This window comes from Lujinxingia vulgaris (assembly GCF_007997015.1).
Classification (GTDB): domain Bacteria; phylum Myxococcota_A; class Bradymonadia; order Bradymonadales; family Bradymonadaceae; genus Lujinxingia; species Lujinxingia vulgaris.
The window spans coordinates 42,368-63,649 of record NZ_VOSM01000008.1; the positions used below are offsets into that span (position 1 = coordinate 42,368).

At 65.6% G+C, this 21,282-nt stretch carries 20 protein-coding genes; 19 read left to right on the forward strand and 1 reads right to left on the reverse strand.

Features of this window, described 5'->3' with window-relative positions:
- Positions 1 to 420: 420 nt before the first annotated feature.
- The 10 genes from FRC98_RS15295 to FRC98_RS15340 all read left to right on the forward strand — a co-directional run bounded on the left by FRC98_RS15295 (position 421) and on the right by FRC98_RS15340 (position 10,672).
- Complete coding sequence (locus tag FRC98_RS15295) at positions 421 to 1,488, forward strand: DUF2804 domain-containing protein (RefSeq protein WP_230467661.1); 1,068 nt, start codon at positions 421 to 423, stop codon at positions 1,486 to 1,488.
- Positions 1,489 to 1,676: 188 nt separating this feature from the next.
- Complete coding sequence (locus tag FRC98_RS15300) at positions 1,677 to 2,555, forward strand: PPC domain-containing DNA-binding protein (RefSeq protein WP_230467662.1); 879 nt, start codon at positions 1,677 to 1,679, stop codon at positions 2,553 to 2,555.
- Positions 2,552 to 3,181: an NUDIX hydrolase gene (locus FRC98_RS15305; protein WP_146982316.1), complete on the forward strand. Its 630-nt coding sequence runs from the start codon at positions 2,552 to 2,554 to the stop codon at positions 3,179 to 3,181. The genes FRC98_RS15300 and FRC98_RS15305 overlap by 4 nt, the downstream gene beginning before the upstream one ends.
- A 7-nt stretch (positions 3,182 to 3,188) precedes the next feature.
- Positions 3,189 to 4,406, forward strand: a complete 1,218-nt coding sequence (coaBC, locus tag FRC98_RS15310; RefSeq protein WP_230467663.1) for a bifunctional phosphopantothenoylcysteine decarboxylase/phosphopantothenate--cysteine ligase CoaBC — start codon at positions 3,189 to 3,191, stop codon at positions 4,404 to 4,406.
- A 63-nt stretch (positions 4,407 to 4,469) separates the two neighbouring features.
- The gene (locus FRC98_RS21630; protein WP_230467664.1) at positions 4,470 to 5,828 is read left to right on the forward strand and encodes a uracil-DNA glycosylase family protein; all 1,359 of its coding nucleotides are present in this window, start codon (positions 4,470 to 4,472) and stop codon (positions 5,826 to 5,828) included.
- Between the two features lie 116 nt (positions 5,829 to 5,944).
- Positions 5,945 to 6,991 (forward strand): L-erythro-3,5-diaminohexanoate dehydrogenase, encoded by a 1,047-nt coding sequence (kdd, locus tag FRC98_RS15320; protein WP_146982317.1) that lies wholly within the window; start codon positions 5,945 to 5,947, stop codon positions 6,989 to 6,991.
- Between the two features lie 198 nt (positions 6,992 to 7,189).
- On the forward strand, positions 7,190 to 8,458 hold the full coding sequence (gene clpX, locus FRC98_RS15325) for an ATP-dependent Clp protease ATP-binding subunit ClpX (RefSeq protein WP_146982318.1): 1,269 nt from the start codon (positions 7,190 to 7,192) through the stop codon (positions 8,456 to 8,458).
- 10 nt (positions 8,459 to 8,468) lie between these two features.
- On the forward strand, positions 8,469 to 8,849 hold the full coding sequence (locus FRC98_RS15330; RefSeq protein WP_146982319.1) for a hypothetical protein: 381 nt from the start codon (positions 8,469 to 8,471) through the stop codon (positions 8,847 to 8,849).
- A gap of 100 nt (positions 8,850 to 8,949) precedes the next feature.
- Positions 8,950 to 9,666: a hypothetical protein gene (locus FRC98_RS15335; protein ID WP_146982320.1), complete on the forward strand. Its 717-nt coding sequence runs from the start codon at positions 8,950 to 8,952 to the stop codon at positions 9,664 to 9,666.
- Positions 9,667 to 9,793: 127 nt separating this feature from the next.
- Entirely contained in the window at positions 9,794 to 10,672 is an 879-nt protein-coding gene (locus tag FRC98_RS15340) for a tRNA1(Val) (adenine(37)-N6)-methyltransferase (protein WP_230467665.1), read from the forward strand.
- Positions 10,673 to 10,830: 158 nt separating this feature from the next.
- Here the strand turns inward: FRC98_RS15340 and FRC98_RS15345 are convergent, their stop codons facing one another.
- A complete protein-coding gene (locus FRC98_RS15345) occupies positions 10,831 to 11,601 on the reverse strand; it encodes an AAA family ATPase (RefSeq protein ID WP_146982322.1) in 771 nt (256 codons plus the stop codon).
- A 493-nt stretch (positions 11,602 to 12,094) separates the two neighbouring features.
- Between FRC98_RS15345 and FRC98_RS15350 the strand changes: the two genes are divergently transcribed.
- From FRC98_RS15350 to FRC98_RS15385, 9 genes are all read left to right on the forward strand, one after another.
- The gene (locus FRC98_RS15350) at positions 12,095 to 13,564 is read left to right on the forward strand and encodes a sensor histidine kinase (protein ID WP_146982323.1); all 1,470 of its coding nucleotides are present in this window, start codon (positions 12,095 to 12,097) and stop codon (positions 13,562 to 13,564) included.
- Positions 13,561 to 14,976 carry a sigma-54-dependent transcriptional regulator gene (locus FRC98_RS15355; RefSeq protein ID WP_146982324.1) on the forward strand — a complete coding sequence of 472 codons (1,416 nt, stop codon included), beginning with the start codon at positions 13,561 to 13,563 and terminating at the stop codon, positions 14,974 to 14,976. The genes FRC98_RS15350 and FRC98_RS15355 overlap by 4 nt, the downstream gene beginning before the upstream one ends.
- Positions 14,976 to 15,491, forward strand: a complete 516-nt coding sequence (locus FRC98_RS21635; RefSeq protein ID WP_230467666.1) for a flagellar basal body L-ring protein FlgH — start codon at positions 14,976 to 14,978, stop codon at positions 15,489 to 15,491. The genes FRC98_RS15355 and FRC98_RS21635 overlap by 1 nt, the downstream gene beginning before the upstream one ends.
- A 118-nt stretch (positions 15,492 to 15,609) precedes the next feature.
- The gene (rimO, locus tag FRC98_RS15360) at positions 15,610 to 17,004 is read left to right on the forward strand and encodes a 30S ribosomal protein S12 methylthiotransferase RimO (protein ID WP_230467667.1); all 1,395 of its coding nucleotides are present in this window, start codon (positions 15,610 to 15,612) and stop codon (positions 17,002 to 17,004) included.
- Positions 17,005 to 17,047: 43 nt separating this feature from the next.
- On the forward strand, positions 17,048 to 17,362 hold the full coding sequence (locus FRC98_RS15365; protein ID WP_146982326.1) for a rhodanese-like domain-containing protein: 315 nt from the start codon (positions 17,048 to 17,050) through the stop codon (positions 17,360 to 17,362).
- Between the two features lie 129 nt (positions 17,363 to 17,491).
- A complete protein-coding gene (locus FRC98_RS15370; RefSeq protein WP_146982327.1) occupies positions 17,492 to 18,355 on the forward strand; it encodes a hypothetical protein in 864 nt (287 codons plus the stop codon).
- 84 nt (positions 18,356 to 18,439) lie between these two features.
- Positions 18,440 to 18,865, forward strand: coding sequence for a hypothetical protein (locus tag FRC98_RS15375; RefSeq protein ID WP_146982328.1), 426 nt, complete (start codon positions 18,440 to 18,442; stop codon positions 18,863 to 18,865).
- Positions 18,862 to 19,941, forward strand: a complete 1,080-nt coding sequence (locus tag FRC98_RS15380; protein WP_146982329.1) for a hypothetical protein — start codon at positions 18,862 to 18,864, stop codon at positions 19,939 to 19,941. Before FRC98_RS15375 ends, FRC98_RS15380 begins: the two co-directional genes overlap by 4 nt.
- 295 nt (positions 19,942 to 20,236) lie before the next feature.
- On the forward strand, positions 20,237 to 21,208 hold the full coding sequence (locus FRC98_RS15385; RefSeq protein ID WP_146982330.1) for a hypothetical protein: 972 nt from the start codon (positions 20,237 to 20,239) through the stop codon (positions 21,206 to 21,208).
- The last annotated feature ends 74 nt before the right edge of the window (positions 21,209 to 21,282 follow it).

Consider the following 21,282-nt stretch of genomic DNA (forward strand, 5'->3'; position numbering starts at 1 on the left):
TTCTGGTCGGCGCAAAGGTATCGACTATGACAACGTGTCACGGTCGGGTGGGGGGTAAGGCGATGCCATGTCGCAAAATACCACACCCCCCCTGCCTTCGAGGCGATGGCCTGTGCCAATTTGTCACGGTCGGGTGGGGGGTAAGGCGATGCCATGTCGCAAAATACCACGCCCCCCCTGCCTTCGAGGTGATGGTCTATGCCAGCTTGTCGCACTTTTGGGCGTTGGAAGGCATCGTCGATGCGTTGGGCTGAGGGGCGTCGCGGTGCCAGGTGATCGCGCATAGGCGAGCGTTGACGCGGGGGGGGCCCGGGTTATCGTCAACGCCTTCGATGATTTCGATGATTTCGATGATTTCGATGACGCGGTGATGGGTTGAGCATGCCGGCGCGAGTGCGCGGCGAACCAGGGAGCAACGCAATGGTGGAGTCACAACACGACGAGGCGCCCGGGAAGGTGCCCAACGCGATGGTGGATCGCCTGGGGAGCGCGCGCATCGGCACCTACCGCGGGGAGCTGCCGGCGGTGCAGCTTCATCGCCTGCGCGGCGCCGAAGCGCTGGAGGGGGCGGCGGCGAAGGTGCGGCGAAAACGCTGGCAGTACAGCGCCATCTGCACCGACGAGGTGTTTGTGGCCCAGGCGATCGTGCACGCCGGTTACGCCGCCCACACCTTCATGTACGCCGTCGATCTGCTGGAGGAGCGCCCGGTGCTGCGTTTCGGCGGGCTGGGCGTGCCGGGGTTGCAGGTGGAGGTCGGCGACTGCCCGGGCGTCGGCCTTGCCGCCCATTACCGGCGTCCCGGCGCGCACCTGTTTACGCGTCGCGAGCCCCGCGGGATGCCCTATGAGGTGGGGGCGACGCTGGGCACTTGGGCTGCGCCGGCCTTCGGGAAGACCGATCTTTTGGCCGAGCTGCACACCGAGCAGGCCGCCCCGGCGCTCACCGTGATCTCGCCAGTTCCCGATCCGGGCCGCATCAACGTCACGCAGAAATGGACCGCGCTGCCGGTCAAAGGCCACTTCAAGGTGGGCTCGCGCTCCTATGATCTCGACGGGGGGCTGGGCGCGCTGGATTACACCCAGGGGTATCTGGGCCGCCAGACGGCCTGGCGCTGGGCGATGGGCATGGGGCGCCTGCCTGACGGGCGCCGCGTGGGGCTCAACCTGGTTGAGGGGTTTAACGACACCCACCCCACCGCCAACGAAAACGCGCTCTGGGTGGGCCGGGAGCTCATCGGGCTCGGGCGCGCGCGTTTCACCTTTGAGAAAGAGCATCCCGAGCGACCCTGGGAGGTAACAACAGGCTGTGGGCGCGTCCGGCTGCACTTTCGATCGATCTTCGTGCACCGCGAGGTGCGCAATCTGGGGCCCATCCGCAGCTACTTTTTGCAGCCCGCCGGCATCTTTGAGGGGGAGATCAAAGTGGGGGGCACCACCTACCCGGTACGCCTGGTGGGCGTGACCGAAGATCAGGATATCTGGTGGTGATCGCCCCTTAGCCCGCGTATTTCGCGGCGCTCCGGGGGATGGGAGTGCGCGCCCCGGCTCCGATGTTGTAAGGGGCGGATGAGTGTGGGAGATTGCGCCCGAAGTGGGCGCCCAAGAGCGCTCTTTGAGCGGCCGCGAGGGTGACGAAAAACCAAACCTTCGCGCCAACTTAGCACCTGAGGATGAACGTGATTTTTCGAGTTTCAGCAAGCCAGCAGAAGCTGGTGGGGCGAGTGGATGATGGCGAGGAGCTGGTGACGGAGCTCACGCGGATTTGCCGGAGTAATGGGGTGGCTGCGGCGGAACTACGCGCCGTCGGGCAGTTCTCCGAGATCGAGCTCGCCGCCTTCGATCCTCGCCGCGGGGAGTACGTCAAAGTGGTGGAGGGGGAGGGGTATTTTGAGCTGGTGAGCCTCAACGGCAACGTCTCCACCCTGGGCGATGAGGTGGTGCTGCGCCTCGACGCGGTGTTCAACGCGCTGGGGCCGGCCGGCCCGCAGCTTGTGGCCGGGCAACTGCGCCGGGCCAAAGCGCTGAGCGCGGAGTTTGTGGTCGATGTTTTTGGCGATCTGCGCATGAAGCGTCGCCTGGACACCGCCAGCGGGCGCCTGGAGTTGGAGACGATCGAGCAGATCGAGCGCCCCTCGGAGCGCAAAGAGCCGGCTGCGGCGTCGAGTGCGAGCGCCGCACCGAGCGCGCCGGCGGCCAGCGAGCCGGCCGCCTCGGCCGGCGGCACCCCGGGCCTCTCCTGGGCCGACGCCATCGCCGAGGCCGACTCCACCGAGACGCGTCGCGAGCAGGCCCGCAAGGGGCGCCCCGCGCCCAAGAAGCCCGCCCGAGCCGCGAGTTTTGACGACGATCTGGACGGACCGATGCTGAAAGCCGGCGACATCCTCGATCACCCCAAACTCGGGCGCTGCCGGGTGATGAAGGTCGAAGACGAGGACTACTGCCACATTCGTCTGCCCCGCGGGAAAATCCGCAAGATGATGATGGAGGTCCTCGACATCCGCTTTGTTGGCGAGGAAGACGGCCGCAACGTCTTTGAAGCGCGAGTGCGAAGATGAGCTCGCGCTTTGCGCCAGAGCGGGTGCGCCAGCGCCTGGGGGAGCTGGGCTGGGAGCCGGCGGTGCATTTTGATCGCGTGCCCGGCCTGGAGGGCCGGCCGCTGCGCGAGGCCGCTGTGCTCGCGCCGCTCTGCCAGGTGGGCCAGGAGTTGCACCTGGTGTTTACCGAGCGCCCCGACTCGATGCGTCAGCACTCCGGGGAGGTGAGCTTCCCGGGGGGCCGCCGCGATCCGGGCGATGATCGGTTGCGGGATACGGCGCTGCGCGAGGCTCATGAGGAGATCGGGCTTCTGCCGGGCGATGTGCAGCTTTATGGATCGCTTGTGCGCATGCCCACGATCAGCGGCTATGAGGTCACGACCTTTGTGGGGGAGTTCGCACACCCTTATGAGCTGGTGGCCAACCCGGCCGAGATCGAAGAGATGTTCATGGTGCCGCTCGGGCATCTGGCCGACCCGGCCTTTCAGCGCGTGGAGAAACGCAGCTGGGACGGGGTCTCTTACGATCTGCATTTTTATGAGTTTGAGGGCCACACCATCTGGGGGGCGACCGGGTATATGGTGAGCGTGCTCCTTGATTTTCTGGCCGGTCGCCGCCTCGATGAGGGGCGGTGGACGGCAAAGTGAGGCGACTGTGGCGTTGAAGGTGGTGCTGGGCGTAAGCGGCGGGATCGCGGCCTATAAGGCCTGTGAGCTTGTGCGGGCGTTGATCAAACGCGGCGATGAGGTGCGCGTGGTGATGACGCGCAACGCGCAGGAGTTTGTGACCCCGCTGACCTTTCAGGCGCTCACGCAGCAGCCGGTGGGCGTCGCGACCTTTGATGCCGGGTATGAGGCGCAGATCGGCCATATTGAGCTCGCGCGCTGGGCCGATGTGGTGCTGGTGGCGCCGGCCACGGCCAACACCATCGCGAAGATGGCCCGGGGCATGGCCGACGATCTTCTGACGACGGTGCTGCTCGCCACGCGCGCGCCGGTGGTGGTGGCGCCGGCAATGAACACCCAGATGTACCTGCACCCCCGGGTGCAGGCGAACCTGGAGACCCTGCGCCAGACGGAGCGCCACCTGGTCATCGAGCCGGACGCCGGCGAGCTGGCGTGTGGGGAGGTGGGCGCCGGCAGGCTGCCGGATCCGCCGGTGATTTTAGCGGAGCTCGATCGGGCGCTCTCCCCGCAGCTGCTCAAGGGAAAGCGCGTGCTCTTGAGCGCCGGGCCGACCCGCGAGGCGATCGACGCGGCGCGTTTTTTGTCGAACCCCTCCAGCGGCAAGATGGGCTATGCGCTGGCGGCGGCCGCGCGCAGCCTGGGCGCCGAGGTCACCCTGGTCAGCGGCCCCACCGCGCTTGAGGCGCCTTACGGGGTGACGCGGGTCGATGTGGTGAGCGCGGTGCAGATGCACGGTGAAGTGATGGCGCGCGCCTCCGAGGTGGATGTGGCGATGATGGTGGCAGCGGTTGCCGACTGGCGGCCGTCCCACCCGAGTGACAAAAAGATGCCCAAGGGGCAAATGTCCCCCACGCTTGAGCTTGAGCGCAATCCCGACATCCTGGCCGAGCTTGGTGAGCGTTTTGGCGAGGGCAGTGAGACCGAAGAGGGTGCGCGCCGACCGCTGGTGGTGGGCTTTGCCGCCGAGAGCCACGATGTGATCGAGCGGGCTCGCGCCAAGCGCGCCCGCAAGGGCGCGCACGCCATTGTGGCCAACGTCATCGGTGGGCCTGCGAGCACCTTCGGGGCCGAGAGCGCCACGGTGCATCTGCTGGTGGGGGACGAGGAGCCGCGCACTTTCAGCGGCACCAAGCCCGAGGTGGCCCGCGCGCTGTGGGAGGCGCTCGCCAGGCGGCTTCAAAGCTGAGCGCGGATTGTGGCGAGGGGCCGTTGTCTTCGCCGCATGATCTATGGTTAAACGAGAGCCGTGATGACGAAACGAGCGTATGTCAAAGCCCTGGTCGGGGATCTTCGCCGCTACCTGCAATGGCAGCAGGCCCAGGGTGTGATCGGGTCGAGCCCGGCCTCGGAGGCCGATCGCGCCGCGTTTGAGGCTTTTAAAGAGGCCCGCCAGGAGCGCCAGCTGGCGAAGATGCGCGCAAACCTGGGCTCGGGCTCGTCGTCGGCGGGCGCATCGCGCGCGCCGGAGCGCGCGCCCTCCCACCCGGGCTCGGCAGCGGCTTCGCGACCTGTCGGTTCTGAGCGACCCGGGGGCTCTGAGCGACCGGCGCCCGCGTCGCAAGCTCCCTCGCCGCCTCAGCGGCCTTCGTTCAAGGAGCCCTCGGCGCCCGCGCAGCCACAGGTGGCACCCACCTCCCAGAATGCTTCCGACGCCGGCGCTCCGATCTGGGCGCAGCTCGGCGCCCGCACCAGGCCCACCTTCAGTGGCGGCGGTGGCGGCGCGGCCGGCCCCGACCGCAGCCCGAAGTCCCCCTCCAACGCCTCGCGCGGCGAGGATCGCCGCAGCTCGCCAGGGGGGGCAGGCCCCTCGACGAACACGTCATCAAAGCCGGCCCCGTCGTCTTCTGCCCAAAAATCGCCGCCGGTCTCCCTCAACGACGAGCCGCCCCCCTACGACGACTACGACGGCCCGATGTACGACGAGGCGCTGAGCTACGAGGACTACTCCCACGAGGAGCTGCTCTCCTCGCCGCCTCCTTCGAGCGCCCCACATAAGTCCGCCGCCCCCGGGCCGGCCGCGCAGAAGTCGGCCGCGCAGAAGTCGGCCGCGTCGATGACGCCCGCCGAAAAGATGGATTTTCTGCAAAAGTACCTGGGCGACTGCCGCCGCTGCGGGCTCTGTGAGTCCCGCACGCAGATCGTGTTCGGACAGGGCAGCCCCACCGCGCGCCTGATGTTTATCGGTGACGCGCCCGACGGCGACGACGACCGCGCCGGCCGCCCCTTCGCCGGCGCTTCCGGCGATCTTTTGAGCGGCATGATCAAGGCGATGGGGCTCTCGCGTGAGCAGGTCTACATCGCCAACGTCGTCAAATGCCGCCCCGCAGGCGACCGCCGGCCGCAGGCCGGCGAGGTGAGCGAGTGCCTGCCCTTCTTGAAGAAGCAGATCAAGGTGGTGCAGCCCGACGTCATCGTGGCGCTGGGAGGCTTTGCCACCCTGGCGCTGCTCGGCCAGGCCGCGCGCCGCCCGGAGGTGCGCGGGAGCTGGCAGAGCTTTGAGGGCATCGCCCTTCTGCCCACCTTCCACCCCGACGATCTGCTGCGTGATACGAGCAAAAAACGCCCCGCCTGGGAGGATCTTCAGAAGGTGATGAAGCGTCTCGGTTAAAGGTTTGGTGTGGCTTGAAAGGTTAACGAATTCAATGGCTTGAAGGATGGGTGTGAGGCGGCGTCCGAGGTCGGCGCCGGCCGTGGATTCCATCCGAATACAAAAAAGGAGCGAGCGTGAGCGAGCGACGTGGTCATGATCTGGGGTTGCATCGAGTCATTGAGCCCGAAGGGGCGCTTCCGCAGGCCGCACAGCGCCTGGATGCCGAGAGCGAGGCGTTTGATAACGAGATTGTCATCGATGTGCAGACGCTCAACATCGACTCGGCCAGCTTCCACCAGATCATCGGTGAGCTGGGCCGCGATGAGGAGAAGGTCGCCGAGCGGGTGCGTTCGATCGTCGCCGAGCGCGGCAAGATGCAAAACCCGGTCACCGGCAGCGGCGGCATGCTGCTGGGCACCGTTAAGGCCATCGGCAAAGACTACAAAGGCCCGGTGGAGCTGAAGGTCGGCCAGCGTGTGGCCTCGCTGGTGAGCCTGACGCTGACCCCGCTGAAGATCGACCGCGTCATCAAGGTGCACCTCGACGCCGACCAGATGGACATCGAGGGCACCGCCTACCTCTGGCCCTCCTCTCCCATTGTGGCGATGCCCGAAGATCTGCCCGAGCGCGTGGCGCTCTCGGCGCTGGACGTCTGCGGCGCCCCCGCCCAGACCGCGCGCCTGGTCGCAGGCCAGAAACGCGTGCTGGTCCTGGGCGCCGGCAAGTCCGGCATGCTCTGCGCGGCCACCGCCCGCGCGACCCTGGGCGATGCTGGCGAGGTCTACGCTGTCGATCTTCACGACACCAACCTCAAACTTCTTAAAGAAGCGGGCATCGTCGACGACTTCCGCACCGCCAACGCAAAAGTCCCCACCGAGGTGCTTCACGCCGTCGAGGCGATGACCGGCGGTGAGCTGGTCGATGTGGTCATCAACACCTGCAACGTGAGCGGTACCGAGATGTCGGCGATTTTGCCGGCGCGCGACCGCGGTGTGGTCTATTTCTTCAACATGGCCACCGACTTCTCCCGCGCCGCGCTCGGCAGCGAGGGCGTGGGCAAAGACGTCGACCTGCTCATCGGCAACGGTTACGCCCACGGCCACGCCGAGCTTACCTTAAAGATGGTGCGCGAGTTTGAGGTGGTCCGAAGCCGCCTGGAGGCGCTGACCGGCGAGGGCTGAGAGGAGCCAACGCGCCGCCCCCCCGGCGGCGCTTGCACCCCGGCCCCGCAACATGCAGACTGCCTCGCCCAACTCGCCAGCGTCTCACGATGAGGCCGGCCCCGACGTGTTGGGGAGTAAATCGATTCCGGCGTTCGTTTTGCCGTCGTGATCGAGAGCCCACAGGTGGGCTGCCCCGAACAGAATAACGAGAGCGACATGAAGACCACAGATTCTGAAAGCAAGGTGCGCTGCTCCTTCTGCGGCAAAGAGGCCCGCGATGTGCAGAAGCTCATCGCCGGACCCAAGGTGCATATCTGCGATGAGTGCGTCTCCCTCTGCCGCGAGATCATCGAGGAAGACCGTCACCGCGAGCCCGAAAAGAAGAAAGAGCTCAAGGAGATGCGCCCCTCCCAGATCAAGAACTTCCTCGACGAGCACATCGTCGGGCAGGACCGCGCCAAGCGCGCGCTTTCGGTGGCGGTGTACAACCACTACAAGCGCATCCGCAGCGCGGAGCTTGAGGCCGCCGGCGCCGAGCCCCACGAAGAAGATGAGGGCGTGGAGCTGACCAAGGGCAACATCCTGCTCATCGGCCCCACCGGCAGCGGCAAGACCCTGATGGCACAGTCGCTGGCCAAGAAGCTCGACGTGCCCTTCACCATCGCCGACGCCACCAGCCTCACCGAGGCCGGCTACGTGGGCGAAGACGTTGAAAACGTCGTCAAGAACCTCTGGCTCGCCGCCGACCGCGATGTCGAGCGCGCCAGCCGCGGGATCGTCTGCATCGACGAGATCGACAAGATCAGCCGTCGCGGCGACAGCCCCTCCTCCACCCGCGATGTGGGCGGTGAGGGCGTGCAGCAGGCGCTCTTGAAGATGGTGGAATCCTCGCGCGTGATGATCACCCCGGAGGGCTCGCGCAACCGGCCCCAGCAGGAGTTCATTCAGGTCGACACCGGCAACATCCTCTTTATTGCCAGCGGCTCCTTCCAGGGCCTGACCGACATCATCGCCCGACGCATCGGCAAGAGCCAGATGGGCTTCGGCGCCGACTTCTCCAAGCGCCTGGAGAGCAGCAACGACCTGCTGCGCCACGTGCGCCCCGAAGATGTCGTGAAGTTCGGGATGATCCCCGAGTTCGTGGGCCGCTTCCCGGTGATCGTGGCCTTTGATGAGCTCAGCGAAGACATGCTCGTCGAGATCCTCTGGAAGCCCAAGAACAGCCTGGTCAAGCAGTACCAGAAGTTGTTTGAACTCGAGAACGTCAAGCTGCGCTTCAACCAGGACGCGATGGTGGCGATCGTACGCGAGGCCATCAAGCGCAAGACCGGCGCCCGCGGGCTGCGCGCGATCATCGAAGAGGTCATGCTCGACATCATGTACGAGCTGCCCAGCCTGGAGAACGTGCGCGAGTGCGTGATCACCGAAGAGAGCGTGCTGCATCGCGAGAAGCCGATGCTGGTCTACGAAAAGCAGAGCGCTTAAAGGATCACGGGTGATCGAGCCCTCCGAGAACTATCAGAAGATTCACGTGCCGCCCGGTGGCGTGTTCACCGGGCTGCGCGAGTACGCCTGCGACGGGGCGGTGATCCGCGCGCGGGTCGGCGGCAGCGCCGAGGAGCCCCGGCTGGAGCGCTGCGAGATTCTGGAGCTGCACGATCTCAACGTCGGCCAGCGCCGCACTCGCCACGATGTGGGGGCCTTTTTGCGCCGCTGCCTGCGCAAGTTGCAGCGCGACGGCATGATTCTCGTGCTTGGCGAGCAGGTGCTCACCATCCAGGGCGACGATATCGAGGTGAACCGGGTGCGTTTTCAGCAGTTTTGCTCCCGGGCTCAGGCCTCCGGCCCCTTTACCTCGCCAGAGCCCGTGCTATAGCCACACGTGAGAAGATGGGTTGGGGCTTTGACCTGCCGATGGCGACGTTGATGTTTTGAGTGAGGCAGGCGGTCCGAGATGACGAGCAGGTGGCGCGGCGATGGGTGAAGGCAATCAGTACATGTTGGGGAGCCTGGAGCGGATCAACGAACAGCTCCACCGCACCAGCATTTATGCGCCGGCGTTGCGGGTGGTGATCCGCGATCAGGTGCCCGAGCGCGCACAGCCCTACGTCGAAAAGATCCTCGACGGAGAGGGCGTCTTCTGGGATGTGGCCCCGCTCAAACAAGAAAGCTGGGAGGTGTACTCGGCGCTGACGGGCTTCTACAGCCAGTTTCTGCGCCTGGTCTGCCAGGACATCGGCCTGGATGTGTGGCCGGGCTGGCAGCGCTCGCGCTGGGTGAGCCTGGACTGGTACCCGATCGCGCGCGACCTGGGCTGGAAGGTGGCCTGCCGGCCGCTGCGCGGGGTCTTCTTCCGCCACCCCCAGCCCGAGATGCCCGAGGCGGTGCGCTACCTGGCGAGCTGGCCCCATGGCTGGTTGAGCTTTGAGGAGTGCGAGGCCTACGCGCCCTATCTGGCTGAGCTTCTGGTGCGCCTTGGCCGCGAGGTGGGCCTGGAGTGGAATGACTTGCAGCTGGAGCGCTGCTTTACGCGCCCGGGCTACATGGACAAAGAGGCGCGTTTTGACCTCTTTAACACCTGCGCCAACCGCGATACCCCCCAGGTGTGGCAGCTCTTACGGGGCTGGGCGCTGCTCGAAGCGATGCGCGAGGCGATTATGGATGGCCGCGACCTGATCTCGCTGGGGTATTGAGACCCCGTGCGTTATCACCGCTCGCGCATCATCGTGTGCGCGTGGTGTGTACGCCCCTCTTTCCGACACCTCTTGAACGACGATGAAACGCCCGGCGCCTGACCCGCGCGGGGCGAAGGTATGTGTGATGGCCCGAAAAAAACGCGATATTCGCAACGTAGAGCCGACCTTTAAAGGGTGGGCGGTGCCCGGGCCGCTGCCCGATGTGGCGCGGATGATGGACTTTGAGCCTGGCGAGGGAGAATCGCTCGACGCGCTCAGCGGCCATTTTCGCATCTTCCAGCTCAAGAAAGGCCACCGCTTCTCCACCGACGATGTGCTCACGGCCTGGTACGGAAGCTCCTGGTGCCCGAGCGCCGGCACGGTGCTGGACCTGGGAAGCGGCGTGGGGTCGGTGGGCATGACCGCGGCCTGGCGCCTGCGCGGCGCGCGCTTTGTGACCGTGGAGGCGCAGGAAGAGAGCGTGGTCCTGGCGCGCCGCTCCGCGGCTTATAACGGCCTCGAAGATCGCTATGAGATTCGCCAGGGCGACTTTCGCGACCCGGAGGTGCTCGCTGAAGATGAGCGCTTCGACCTGGTGCTCGGCAGCCCGCCTTACTGGCCGCTGAGCGATGGCACCCAGGGCGACCACCCTCAAAAGGTGGCGTGCCGCTTTGAAGTGCGCGGCTCGGTGGCCGACTACGCCGAAGTTGCCGCCGCACACCTGAACCCCGGCGGTGTCTTCGCGTGCGTCTTCCCCGTGGACAGGCCGCAGCAGAAGGTGCGCCCCTGGGAGGCGGCGGAAAACGCCGATATGACGATCGTGCGCTGGCGTCCGGTGATCTTCCGCGAGGGTAACCCCCCGCTCATCGGGCTCTTTGTGATGATGCGCAACGTCGATCTTCCCGAGGCCGTGCGCGGCCAGACCTGGGAAGAGCCCCCGCTGATCATTCGCGACTCCGATGGCGAGGTTCACCCCGAATATCGGGCCGTAAAGATGAGCTTCGGCTTCTCGCCGCTGGGCTGATCGCGACGCATAGGGTGGCGGCGCGGGCATAAAAAAAAACGCCGAAGCCGAGGGACGATGGGGACCCTCGGACTTCGACGAATTCACACGACGCCGGCTCTGCAGCCCGCAATGTACCGGCGTCGCGATCAGGCCCCGAAGGGCCATCTTAAGACAACTTAGACGAGCTCTTCGCCGTCGTCGTCGCCATCATCGTCGCCTTCGGCGAGGAAGATCTCTTCGTCGTCGCCGTCATCGTCGCCGTCGTCATCGCCTTCAGCGAAGGTCTTGTCGTCGTCGCCGTCGTCGCCGTCACAGGCGAGCTCTTCGGAGTCGCCATCGTCGTCGCCGTCGTCGTCGCCTTCGGCGAAGAAGATCTCTTCGTCGTCGCCGTCATCGTCGCCGTCGTCGTCGCCTTCGGCGAACTCTTCGGAGTCGTCATCGTCGCCGTCGTCGTCGCCTTCAGCGAAGGTGGAATCGTCGTCGTCGCCGTCGTCCCCACCGTGGTCGCCACAGGCGAATTCTTCGTCGTCGCCGTCATCGTCGCCGTCGTCATCGCCTTCAGCGAAGGTGGAATCGTCGTCGTCGCCGTCGTCCCCACCGTGGTCGCCACAGGCGAATTCTTCGTCGTCGCCGTCATCGTCGTCGCCGTCGTCATCGCCTTCAGCGAATTCTTCGTCGTCGCCGTCATCGTCGCCGTCGTCATCGCCTTCGGCGAAGGTGGAATCGTCGTCGTCGCCGTCGTCGTCGCAGGCGAGCTCTTCGGAGTCGTCGTCATCGCCGTCCTCGCCATCTTCCTCGGCGAAGGTCTTGTCGTCGTCACCGTCCTCGCCGTCGCAGGCGATGGTGGTGGGAGCGTCGGGGGTGGCGGCGAAGGCCGAGGTGGCCGGCACGGCCATGGCGAGGGCGCAGAGGAGGGCGGTCAGGCGGGTCGAGAGCTTGGTAGACATGATAAAATCTCCTGCTTTTCTCTAAAAGGGAGCCGCGCCAATCGGGCTCCTCACTGAAGTAAGACGCGGTGGCGGCGCGAGGACGTTCGGGAACAGATCGGAAATTTTCAGCGCGCCGCCACCGGCGCATGGTGCCTGAGAAGCTCCGAGGAGGAGCGTCTCATAACCTTTTGCCAGCGTGGGAACCCGCCATCGGGAGGGCGCCTCGCGGCTGACGACCCGGGGTAATGCAGTCGCCGTGCCACGGGATGGAAATTTCTCAAGAAAAGATTGAAAATTGTCGCAACATGTTGATTTTGCGCCATTTTCTCTTCTGGTTCTCCATTCGGAGCAGCGCGTTGATGTCACGCCGCCGGGGTCTCGGGATCGTCGAAAACGACCACATGTTGCATAACGCCACACTCTGAGGGGGGTGTGGCGTCAGGGCGTTTGCGCCAGATCGGGCGCTGGGTGAGAATGCGCGCTGTTCGGGACGCGCGCTTTCGAGGAGACCATGCGTCTTACCTTTAAGATCACGCTCTTTTTCATCGGCGGGATCTGCTTGATCATGGCCTGGCAGGGCTACTCGCGGATCGACCGCGAGTCGGGGCTCTTTGAGGCCCAGATGCGGCGGGACCATTATGCGCTGGGGCAACCTCTGGCGGTGATGGTGCGCTACGGGCGCGAGCAGTTCGGGGAGGACTTTGCGCTGGAGCTTGTGGAGCGCTCCAACCAGGCCAGCGACCGCCTGCGGGTGCGCTGGGTCTGGGCGCAGACCGGCACGCTGGAGCGGCTGCGCCCCGAAGCTCCCCTGGATCTCAATATGCTGCTGGAGGAGGGCCGCGCGGTCAGCTGGATCGACCGCGACCAGATCGAGGCCGGGCGCCTCTACACCTATGTGCCGGTGGTGGTGGAGGAGGGGCGCGTGGGCGCGGTGGAGCTCTCGGAGTCCTTTGCACGGGAGCAGGCTTACGTGCGCGCCTCCAAATGGCGCATCGTCTGGACGACGCTCTTGATGCTGGTGATGGCCAGCGGCCTGGCGATGGTCACCGGGCTGCTCTTCATCGCCCGGCCGGTCGACGCGCTGGTGGCGCGGGCGCGCTCGATTGGTAAGGGCGACCTGAAGACGCCCCTTAAGCTCGAAGGCCACGGCGAGCTCAGCGTGCTCGCAATGGAGATGAACCTGATGAGCGACCAGCTCGCCGGCGCCAGCGAGAAGCTGGAAGAAGAGACGGCCGCGCGCATTCAGGCGCTCCAACAACTTCGCCACGCGGATCGCCTCAAGACCGTCGGCACACTCGCCGCAGGCCTGGCCCATGAGTTGGGCACGCCGCTCAACGTGATCTCGATGCGCGCGGCGATGATCGAAGATCGCGAGGTCGAGGGCGATGAGGTTGAGCGCAACGCGCGCATCATTGGTGAGCAGACCTCGCGCATCACCAAAATCATCCGTCAGCTGATGGACTTCGCCCGGGTGCGACACCTGAGCAAAACCCGCATGGAGGTCGGCCCGGTGGTCGAGCAGGCCATCGAGCTGATCCGCCCCATCGCCGAGAAACGTCAGGTGGTCATGGAATTGAGCGCTGAGCCGCAGGCGTTTGCCAGCGATGTGGACGCCGACCAGATCACCCAGGTGCTCACAAATCTTCTGGTCAACGCGATGCACGCCTGCCAGCAGCAGGGCGGCCGGGTGGAGGTTGCGCTGCGGGCGGTGCACCGCGCACACCCTGAAGACGAGGATGCGCGCGAGCGCGACTACGTGTTGGTAGAGGTCAAAGATGACGGCGTCGGCATGAGCGAGGACGCGCTAGAGCAGGTCTTTGAGCCCTTCTTCACCACCAAGGCCGTCGGCGAGGGCAGCGGGCTGGGGCTCTCGGTTTCCTACGGGATTGTGCGCGAGCACGGCGGTTGGATCGACGTCACAAGTACAGAAGGTCAGGGCAGCACCTTCGGGGTGTATTTGCCGATTGAGGAGCGTGAATGAGCAACCACGATGTAGTGATCGTCGACGATGACGCGAGCATGGCCGAGGTGCTTGGCGAGCGGCTGAACAAGCGCGGCTATAAGGCGCGTTTCTATACCAGCGCCGATGAGGCTTTTGCAGGGCTGGAGGCGCAGGACGCCGGGGTGGTCATCACCGATCTGAACATGCCCGGGGTCAACGGCATTGAGTTTTGCCGAAGGCTGGTCGACCACCGACCCAACCTCCCGGTGATTGTGATCACGGCCTTTGGCACCCTGGAGACGGCGGTGGCGGCGATTCGCGCCGGGGCGTACGACTTTTTGACCAAGCCGGTGGACATTGAGGCGCTGACCATCGCCCTGGACCGCGCGCTGGAGCACCGCGAGCTGCGCGAGGAGGTCAAACGTCTGCGCGAGCAGGTCGACGGGGAGGGCGCCGGCGGCGGGGCGGCGATGATTGGCGAGAGCGCCCCGATGCGCGAGCTCTTTGGCATGATCGATCGCGTGGCACGCTCGCCGGCCTCGGTGCTGATCACCGGCGAGAGCGGCACGGGCAAGGAGCTTGTGGCCGGTGCGCTGCACAAGCGCAGCGACCGGCGCGACAAACCCTTTGTGGCCGTGAACTGCGCCGCGCTCCCGGGAAGCCTGCTGGAGAGCGAGCTCTTCGGTCATGTGAAGGGGGCGTTTACCGACGCGCGCGAAGATAAAGAGGGGCTCTTTGTGCGCGCCCACGGCGGCACGCTCTTTCTCGATGAGGTCGGTGATCTTCCGCTCTCCTTGCAGCCGAAGTTGTTGCGGGTGCTGGAGGAGCGGCGCGTGCGACCGGTGGGCGGAAGCCAGGAGGTGGAGGTCGATGTGCGCCTGGTCGCCGCGACCCACCGTAACCTGGAGAACCAGGTGCGCGAGGGGGAGTTTCGCGAAGATCTCTATTTTCGCTTCAACGTCATCGAGCTCAGCCTGCCGCCTTTGCGCGATCGCGGCAAAGACGTGCTGCTTCTGGCGCAGCACTTCATCGAGCGTTTTGCGGAGCGCTCCGATAAGGCGATTCGCGGGTTGTCGGCGGAGGCGGGCCGCGCGCTGATGCAGTACCACTGGCCGGGCAACGTGCGCGAACTTCGCAATTACATTGAGCGCGCGGTGGTGCTGGCGCTGCAGGAGGAGATCTCGCCAGAGGATCTTCCCCCCCGGGTGCGCGGTGCCGGCGGTGACGGGCGCGATGCGCCTTACCTGGACATGCTCACCTGGCAGTCGATCCTGGGGCTCGACGGGCTGCCCACGCTCGAAGAGCTGGAGATCCGCTACGTCGGCTATGTGCTCGGTCGCACCGGCGGCAACAAGTCGCGGGCCGCCGAGATTTTGGGGATGGACCGCACCACGCTCTACCGCAAGATCGAGCGCCACGAGATCGCCCCCGAAGACGCCGGGGAGAGCTGATGGGCTGGAAGTTGAGCATCTGTGCGGCGCTGCTGGTGTTGGCCGCCGGCTGTCAGTCGGAGTGGGAGACCACCCCGCAGACGCTGGAGACCTACCCGGTGGTCGCCCAGACCGAGCCCGCGCCGCAAGGGGCGGGCGAGGAGGGCTGGGAGCGCTTTTTGCCGACGGGCTATCTGGCGCGCAGTGAGGCGCAGTGCGCGACGGTGCTCAAAGAGATCGCCTTTTGCAGCGAAGAAGACGTCTTTCTGGCCACGCTTGGCGAGACCGAGGCCCTGTCCGATGAGGCGGCGCGGACGGCGTTTCTAGCACAGGTGGAGCGCTGGTATGCGCCCGGGAACGCGCGGGAGGATTGCCGGCGTATCGTCGAAGCCACCCGCTTTCCGGGGGCCGAGGCACGGCAGACCTGGAGAGCAGCTGCCGAAGGCAGCGCCCGGGTGTGCGCGGAGTTCGGCCAGGTGCTCGTCCAGAGCGGGTTTCTGGAGCGGATGGGCGAGTCGATCTGGGGCGCGCGTTGATTTATCGGGTCGATTGACCTATGAGGCCTGCGGAATTCACGCTTGTTGCGCATGCGATGGAGGCATCTTTGGAGCCGCCCCACAGCGCCGAGCGCACTACCTTCAAAACGAGCCGGACATGGTTAAAAAAGTTCATATGATCTCGCTGGGTTGCCCCAAAAACCGGGTCGACTCCGAGGTGATGGTCGGCATGATCCAGGGCGACGGCGCCTTTGAGATGGTCGCCGATGTCGAAGACGCCGAGATTGTGGTCGTCAACACCTGCGGGTTCATCGACGCGGCCAAAGAAGAGTCGGTCGACACGATCATGGAGATGGTCGACCTGAAAAAACGCGGTCGCCTGGGCAAAGTCGTGGTCACCGGCTGCCTCTCGCAGCGTTACTCCGGCGAGCTGGAGAAAGAGATCCCGGAGGTCGACGCGATCCTGGGCACCCAGACCTTCACCTCGATCAATGAGGCGCTGCACGGTCGGCTCTCGCAGAAGACCTACATCCAGCCGGGCAGCTTCATCATGGATCACGAGGTCGCCCGCACCAACACGGTGCGCGGGGGCACGGCGTATTTGAAGATCGCCGAGGGCTGCTCGCGCTCGTGCAGCTTCTGCATCATTCCCACGATCCGCGGCACCCAGAAGAGCCGCTCGATCGACGACGTGGTCGCTGAGGCCCGCAAGCTGGGCCGCGCCGGGGTCAACGAGGTGATCCTCGTCGCCCAGGACATGACCAGCTACGGCATCGACCTCGACCCCAAACATAACCGCGACTACCTGCTGCGCCTGTTGCGCCGCCTCGATGAAGAGGCCGATGAGATCAGCTGGGTGCGCCTGCTTTATATGTACCCCTGGAACTTCACCGACGATCTGGTGGAGTTTTTCCAGACCTCCGACAAGCTCGTTCCTTACGTGGATATGCCGCTGCAGCACATCAACCGGCGCATCCTCAAGTCGATGAAGCGCAACATCCAGCGCGACGCCCAGGCGCGTCTTATCGACAAGCTGCGCGGCATCGACGATCTGGTGCTGCGCACAAGCCTGATCGCCGGCTACCCCGGGGAGACCGACGCGGAGTTCCGCGAGCTCTACGACTGGGTCAAAGAGGTGGAGTTCGACCGGGTCGGCGTCTTTGTCTACAGCCCCGAAGAAGGCACCCCGGCCGGTGTGATGGATGATCAGGTCGAGGAGCACGTGAAGGTCGAGCGTCGCGACGCGCTGATGGAGCTTCAGCAGGGCATCAGCGAGCGCAAAAACGCCGAGTGGGTCGGCCAGACCACCGAGGTGATCGTCGACGGCGTCAGCGAAGAGCATGAGCTTGTGCTGGAGGGCCGCCACTACGGGCAGGCCCCCGATATCGACGGGGTCGTCTACCTCTCCTTTGATTACGGCGGCGATGTGCCCGTGCCCGGTGAGTTTGTGGAGGTGGAGATTCAGCAGGCTGGCGCTTATGATCTGACCGGTGTGGTGATCCCGAAAGATCCGTTGGGACTGAGCGATGGCGAGTTGAACCTGCGCAGCTGAGTCGGTCCGGTCCTTTGACTGCGATGTGAACACGGAGGAGAAGATGAAAGAGCTGACCTACAAAGAGTTCGCCGCGCGTCGCGAGGCCGAGAATCTGCGGCTGATCGATGTGCGTGAGAAAGATGAGTTCGCCGAAGTTCATGTCAAAGGTGCGGAGCTTTTTCCTCTCTCCGAGATTCGCGCCGGGGAGCTTCCGCAGGAAGACGAGCGCGAGATCGCGGTGATCTGCCGCTCCGGCGCGCGCAGCGCGGCGGCCGCCCAGGTTTTTGAGGGCGCCGGCTTTAAAGAGTGCATCAACGTGGCCGGCGGCACGCTGGCGGCGATTGAGGCCGGTGAGGAGCACGTAGAGCGCGGCTGACGCTTTGCAAGTGATTGAAAGTAAAGGCAAAAGGGCCGGCGCGAGAGTGCCGGCCCTTTGTCGTGGTGACGCTTGCTCGGGTGGGTTGAATCGCCCGCTGGCGAGCGAATGATGTGAGGGTGATGCGGGATGAGGCCAGCCTGGCGAGCGGTCATCGCGATGGCGGTGGTGATGGTGATGGGGTTCGGGGGGCTCGGTGTGGCGCAGGCCCAGGGGGGCTGCAGCGCCAACGCCGCGCTGGACTTTGGGGTGGCTGGACCCTGCCAGCGCGCGGTGCTGATGGCGGGGGTTCAGAGCGGCATAAAGCTTGGAAGCTACAATGGGGCGGGGCGTTTTGAGCCAGACGGCGCCGCGCTCGGTCTGACGACGCTGCAGATGGGTGGAGGGTTTAAGTTTTCCGGGGAGGTGCTGCGTCGGCTGCAACTTCACGCCGATGCCGGGTTGAGTCTCGTGGCAGGAGGAGCGGCGCCTCTGGGAGCTGCGCGCGCGGGGGCGCGCTGGATGATTCTGGAGGACTTGAAGCTGGGCTTTGATCGCAGCCTTCGCGCCAGCCGCCGCCCATATCTCGAGATGTACGCACACCTTCGCCACGACTCGCCGGCCGTCTTGCAGGAGCTTGAGGCTTCGCCAGGCCATGCGCCGGGGGCGTCCGCCGGCGTGCGCGCGCTCAAGTACATGACCTACCGCGACGTGGTGAGCCTGCGCCTGGAGGGGGGCTACAGGGCCGGGAGCGCTGAGGCCGCGTTCGGGGTCTCCTGGTCCCGGGTGGAGGCGATGCGGTGGGCCGCCGGGCTCAACGCCAACGTGCGTCTGCGCAGCCGGGGGCCGCAACTTCGGGCGGAAGCCGGCATCTTTTGTACGTGGATGCTGCGCGCCCCGGACTGGGAGCTCGGCGCGCATCTTCTCACCGACTGGGTCGGCCCGCTGGGGGCCTATCGCGTCGGCGGGGTGGGGCCGAGGCTGGGGGTGAGTCTGCAGCGCAACTTCTTGTAAGAGCTCTCGATCCTGGCTGGAAAGGCGTCGGCCCGTGCGCAGGTTTGCCCTCCCGTTCACTGGATAATGGCGATGGAGCAAACGATGACCCGCTCGGCTGATCAACTGGCAGAAGCATTGAAGGAGGCCCTCGACACGACCTTTGAGGTCTCGGCGGTGGAGGGGGCGGTGAGCGTCAATCATGTGCAGGCGCGGCGGCGCCTGGCCGAGATTCGGCCGGAGTCTTCGACCCTGCGCGTGGCGCTGGGCGCGGAGTTTGTCGACCGTCCCGAACTGGAGGGCGCGTCGCTGGAGGCGGCCGGCCAGGAGGAACTCCATGAGGAGGTCGCCGCCTTTCGGGCGCGCGGCTACCGCGAGCAGGAGGCCGAGCAGCAGCCGGCGGCCTCCACCGAGCCCGAGTCCGAGGAGACGCCGGTCCATGTGCAGATGATGGAGCGCGGGTATAGCTCGATCGATGAGCTCGTCGCGGAGCTCGCGTGGTTGGCCGAGCGTGCTCAGAGAAAACGATGATGTGGCGAGTGGTCTGGCGTGTTGCGCTGGCATTGGTGATGCTCGGGGTGATGTCGTGCACCACCCCGGAGCCTCCTGTTCCCGCATCGGTGGGGGCCATCGCCGATCTTCCCCGCGAGGCACACCAGAAAGCCTCATCGGCCTTCTGGGAGCATTGGGGCGATGGGCGTGGCGAGGTCAGCGTGTACCGCGGCCAGATCGCGCGTTATGGCGAGCTGCGTGACGCGCAGGCGACGCTGATCTTTGTGACCGAGCCTCATGACCGGCGCACCTGGGTCAAAGATGATGAGGTGGCCGACGAACATCGCACCGAGGTCATCAAGCTCAACCAGCTCCTCGACTTTCAGACCGGCGTCTACCCCTACCGCGTCATGACCAGCGTGTTTGCGCCTGTCGATCACTGGGACGCCGAGCGTGAGCGCCACTCCCCGGTCAAGATCACGATGGGCGTGCAGGAGTGGTGCGGCCAGGTCTTTCATGCGTTGTGGCCGGGGCGCTCGCAGTATCTCAGCCGTCTCACCTCGTATTTTGAGTCGGAGGGCGACCGGGAAGAGGTTGTGGATGTTGAGATGGGCGCGCTCTACGCCGACGCGCTCCCTCTGCAGGTGCGCGAGCTCGACGGCCCTTTCCTGGACGGTGCGGCGACCTGGACCGGACCGATGGTGGTATCGTTATGGCGAGCGCGGGTGGAGCATCAAGCGTTGAGCGTGGTGCTGGCCACCATCACCCGCTCCACCGTGGAGCGAGACGGGCAGGCGCTGACGCGTTTTGAAGTGACCTGGCCCGGCGGCGCCCGGTTTTATGAGGTCGAGCGCGAAGCGCCGCGTGGCATCGTGCGTTTTGGCGCCGGCGACGGCAGCGTCTTTGAGCGGGTCAGCCACCAGCGCCTCCCCTACTGGCAGCTCAACCGCGAGGGGGATGAACGCGCGCGCGAGGTGCTGAAACTTCCCGCCGAGGTGGTGCCTCCCGCCACACCCGACGATGTCGACGTGGCGCCGCCATCGCCTGAGGACGCTCCCGGCTCCTCGGATGCCCCGCCAGGGGCGCCCGAGTCGCCGCGCTCCAACTTCCCCTGAAGTTCGCATCTTCCTTCCCTGAAGTTCGCATCCCGCTCAAGAAAGTTTGCGCTGGCCCCGAGTTTGCAACATGGTGCGGGCGTATCCCGACCGGCGCGTCGGCACCGGGGCTGCCGGTGCAGCCGTGCCCGCGCGCTCTTCGAGGTGCCCGCTCCGGCATGATGTGTCCGGATAAGCGCCAGGGCAGGGCTCGGGATCGGAGTATGTTTTGACCGCGAGCGGAGTAGACTTGCGGAGATCGCCGGTGGTCGGTCTGGCCACCTCACGTTCCTGACGTTCTTTTGATGAGGTTCGTATGAAGTCGATGTGGAAGCGAGGCATGGTTCTGGGTGGGATGGTCGCCCTCGGCGCGATGAGCAGCGCCTGTGGTGTGGCCATTGAGGGCGAGGAGGGCAACCTGCGCTTTGAGTACGACAACAGCGCGTTCTCCGGGGCGTTCAGTGAAGATCTGGCCGTCGGCTCGATGATCGACGTGAAGGTGCGCGAGACCTCCGAGAGTGAGTTTTTGCCCATCGAGTCGGCGACGAGCTCCTCCGAAGAGGTCATCGCGGTCAGCGAGACCAGCGGGCAGGTCTTCAGCCTTCGCGCCGAGAGTGAAGGCGTGGCGCGCATCTCGGTGAGCGCCACGGCGGAAGGCGGCAGTCTCAGCGACAGCGTGGAGCTGCGCGCGGCCGAGGTCGACAGCATCGAGATCGAGGCCATCTGCGACGAGAGCAGTGTCTACGCCGTCAACAGCGCCCCGGAGTTTCGCTATCGGATGCGCGACGCGATGAGCAACTCGCTCAACGGCTACGGCTACTACCCGGTAGCTGTAGAGCCGCAGACCGGCGGGGAGGTCAATGCGGCGTTCAGCAGCCTGGGCCGCATCCAGGTCATGACCGGCGAAGAGGCCGGCTCCATCAGCCTGACCTCCGACCTTCTGGAAGAGCCCTTCGTGATGGAGCTTGTCGCCGCCGCAGACATCACCGACCTCGATGTCGCCAACCAGGTCGATGGCGAGACGATCACCACGATCGGCGCGGGCGAAGATTCGCCGCTCTCTGTGTTTGCCATGGCCGGCCCCGCCGGTGAGACGGTGTGCGGCGACGCCGAGGGCATCATCGAGCTGGTCTCCGAGACCCCCGAGATCTGCGAGGTCTACTACACCTACGGTCTCGCGCTGCACGTGGTGAACGTGCAGGGCTTGAGCGCGGGCGCCTGTGAGATCAGCCTGAGCGTGCCGGGCACCGACCTTGCCGAGACGCTGCAGGTCGAGATCAGCGGGTGATTTTTAGTGATGTGTGCGAATGACGCTGAGTGAATGACGCTGTGTGAGTGATGCGATTGGAATGAATGTTTGGT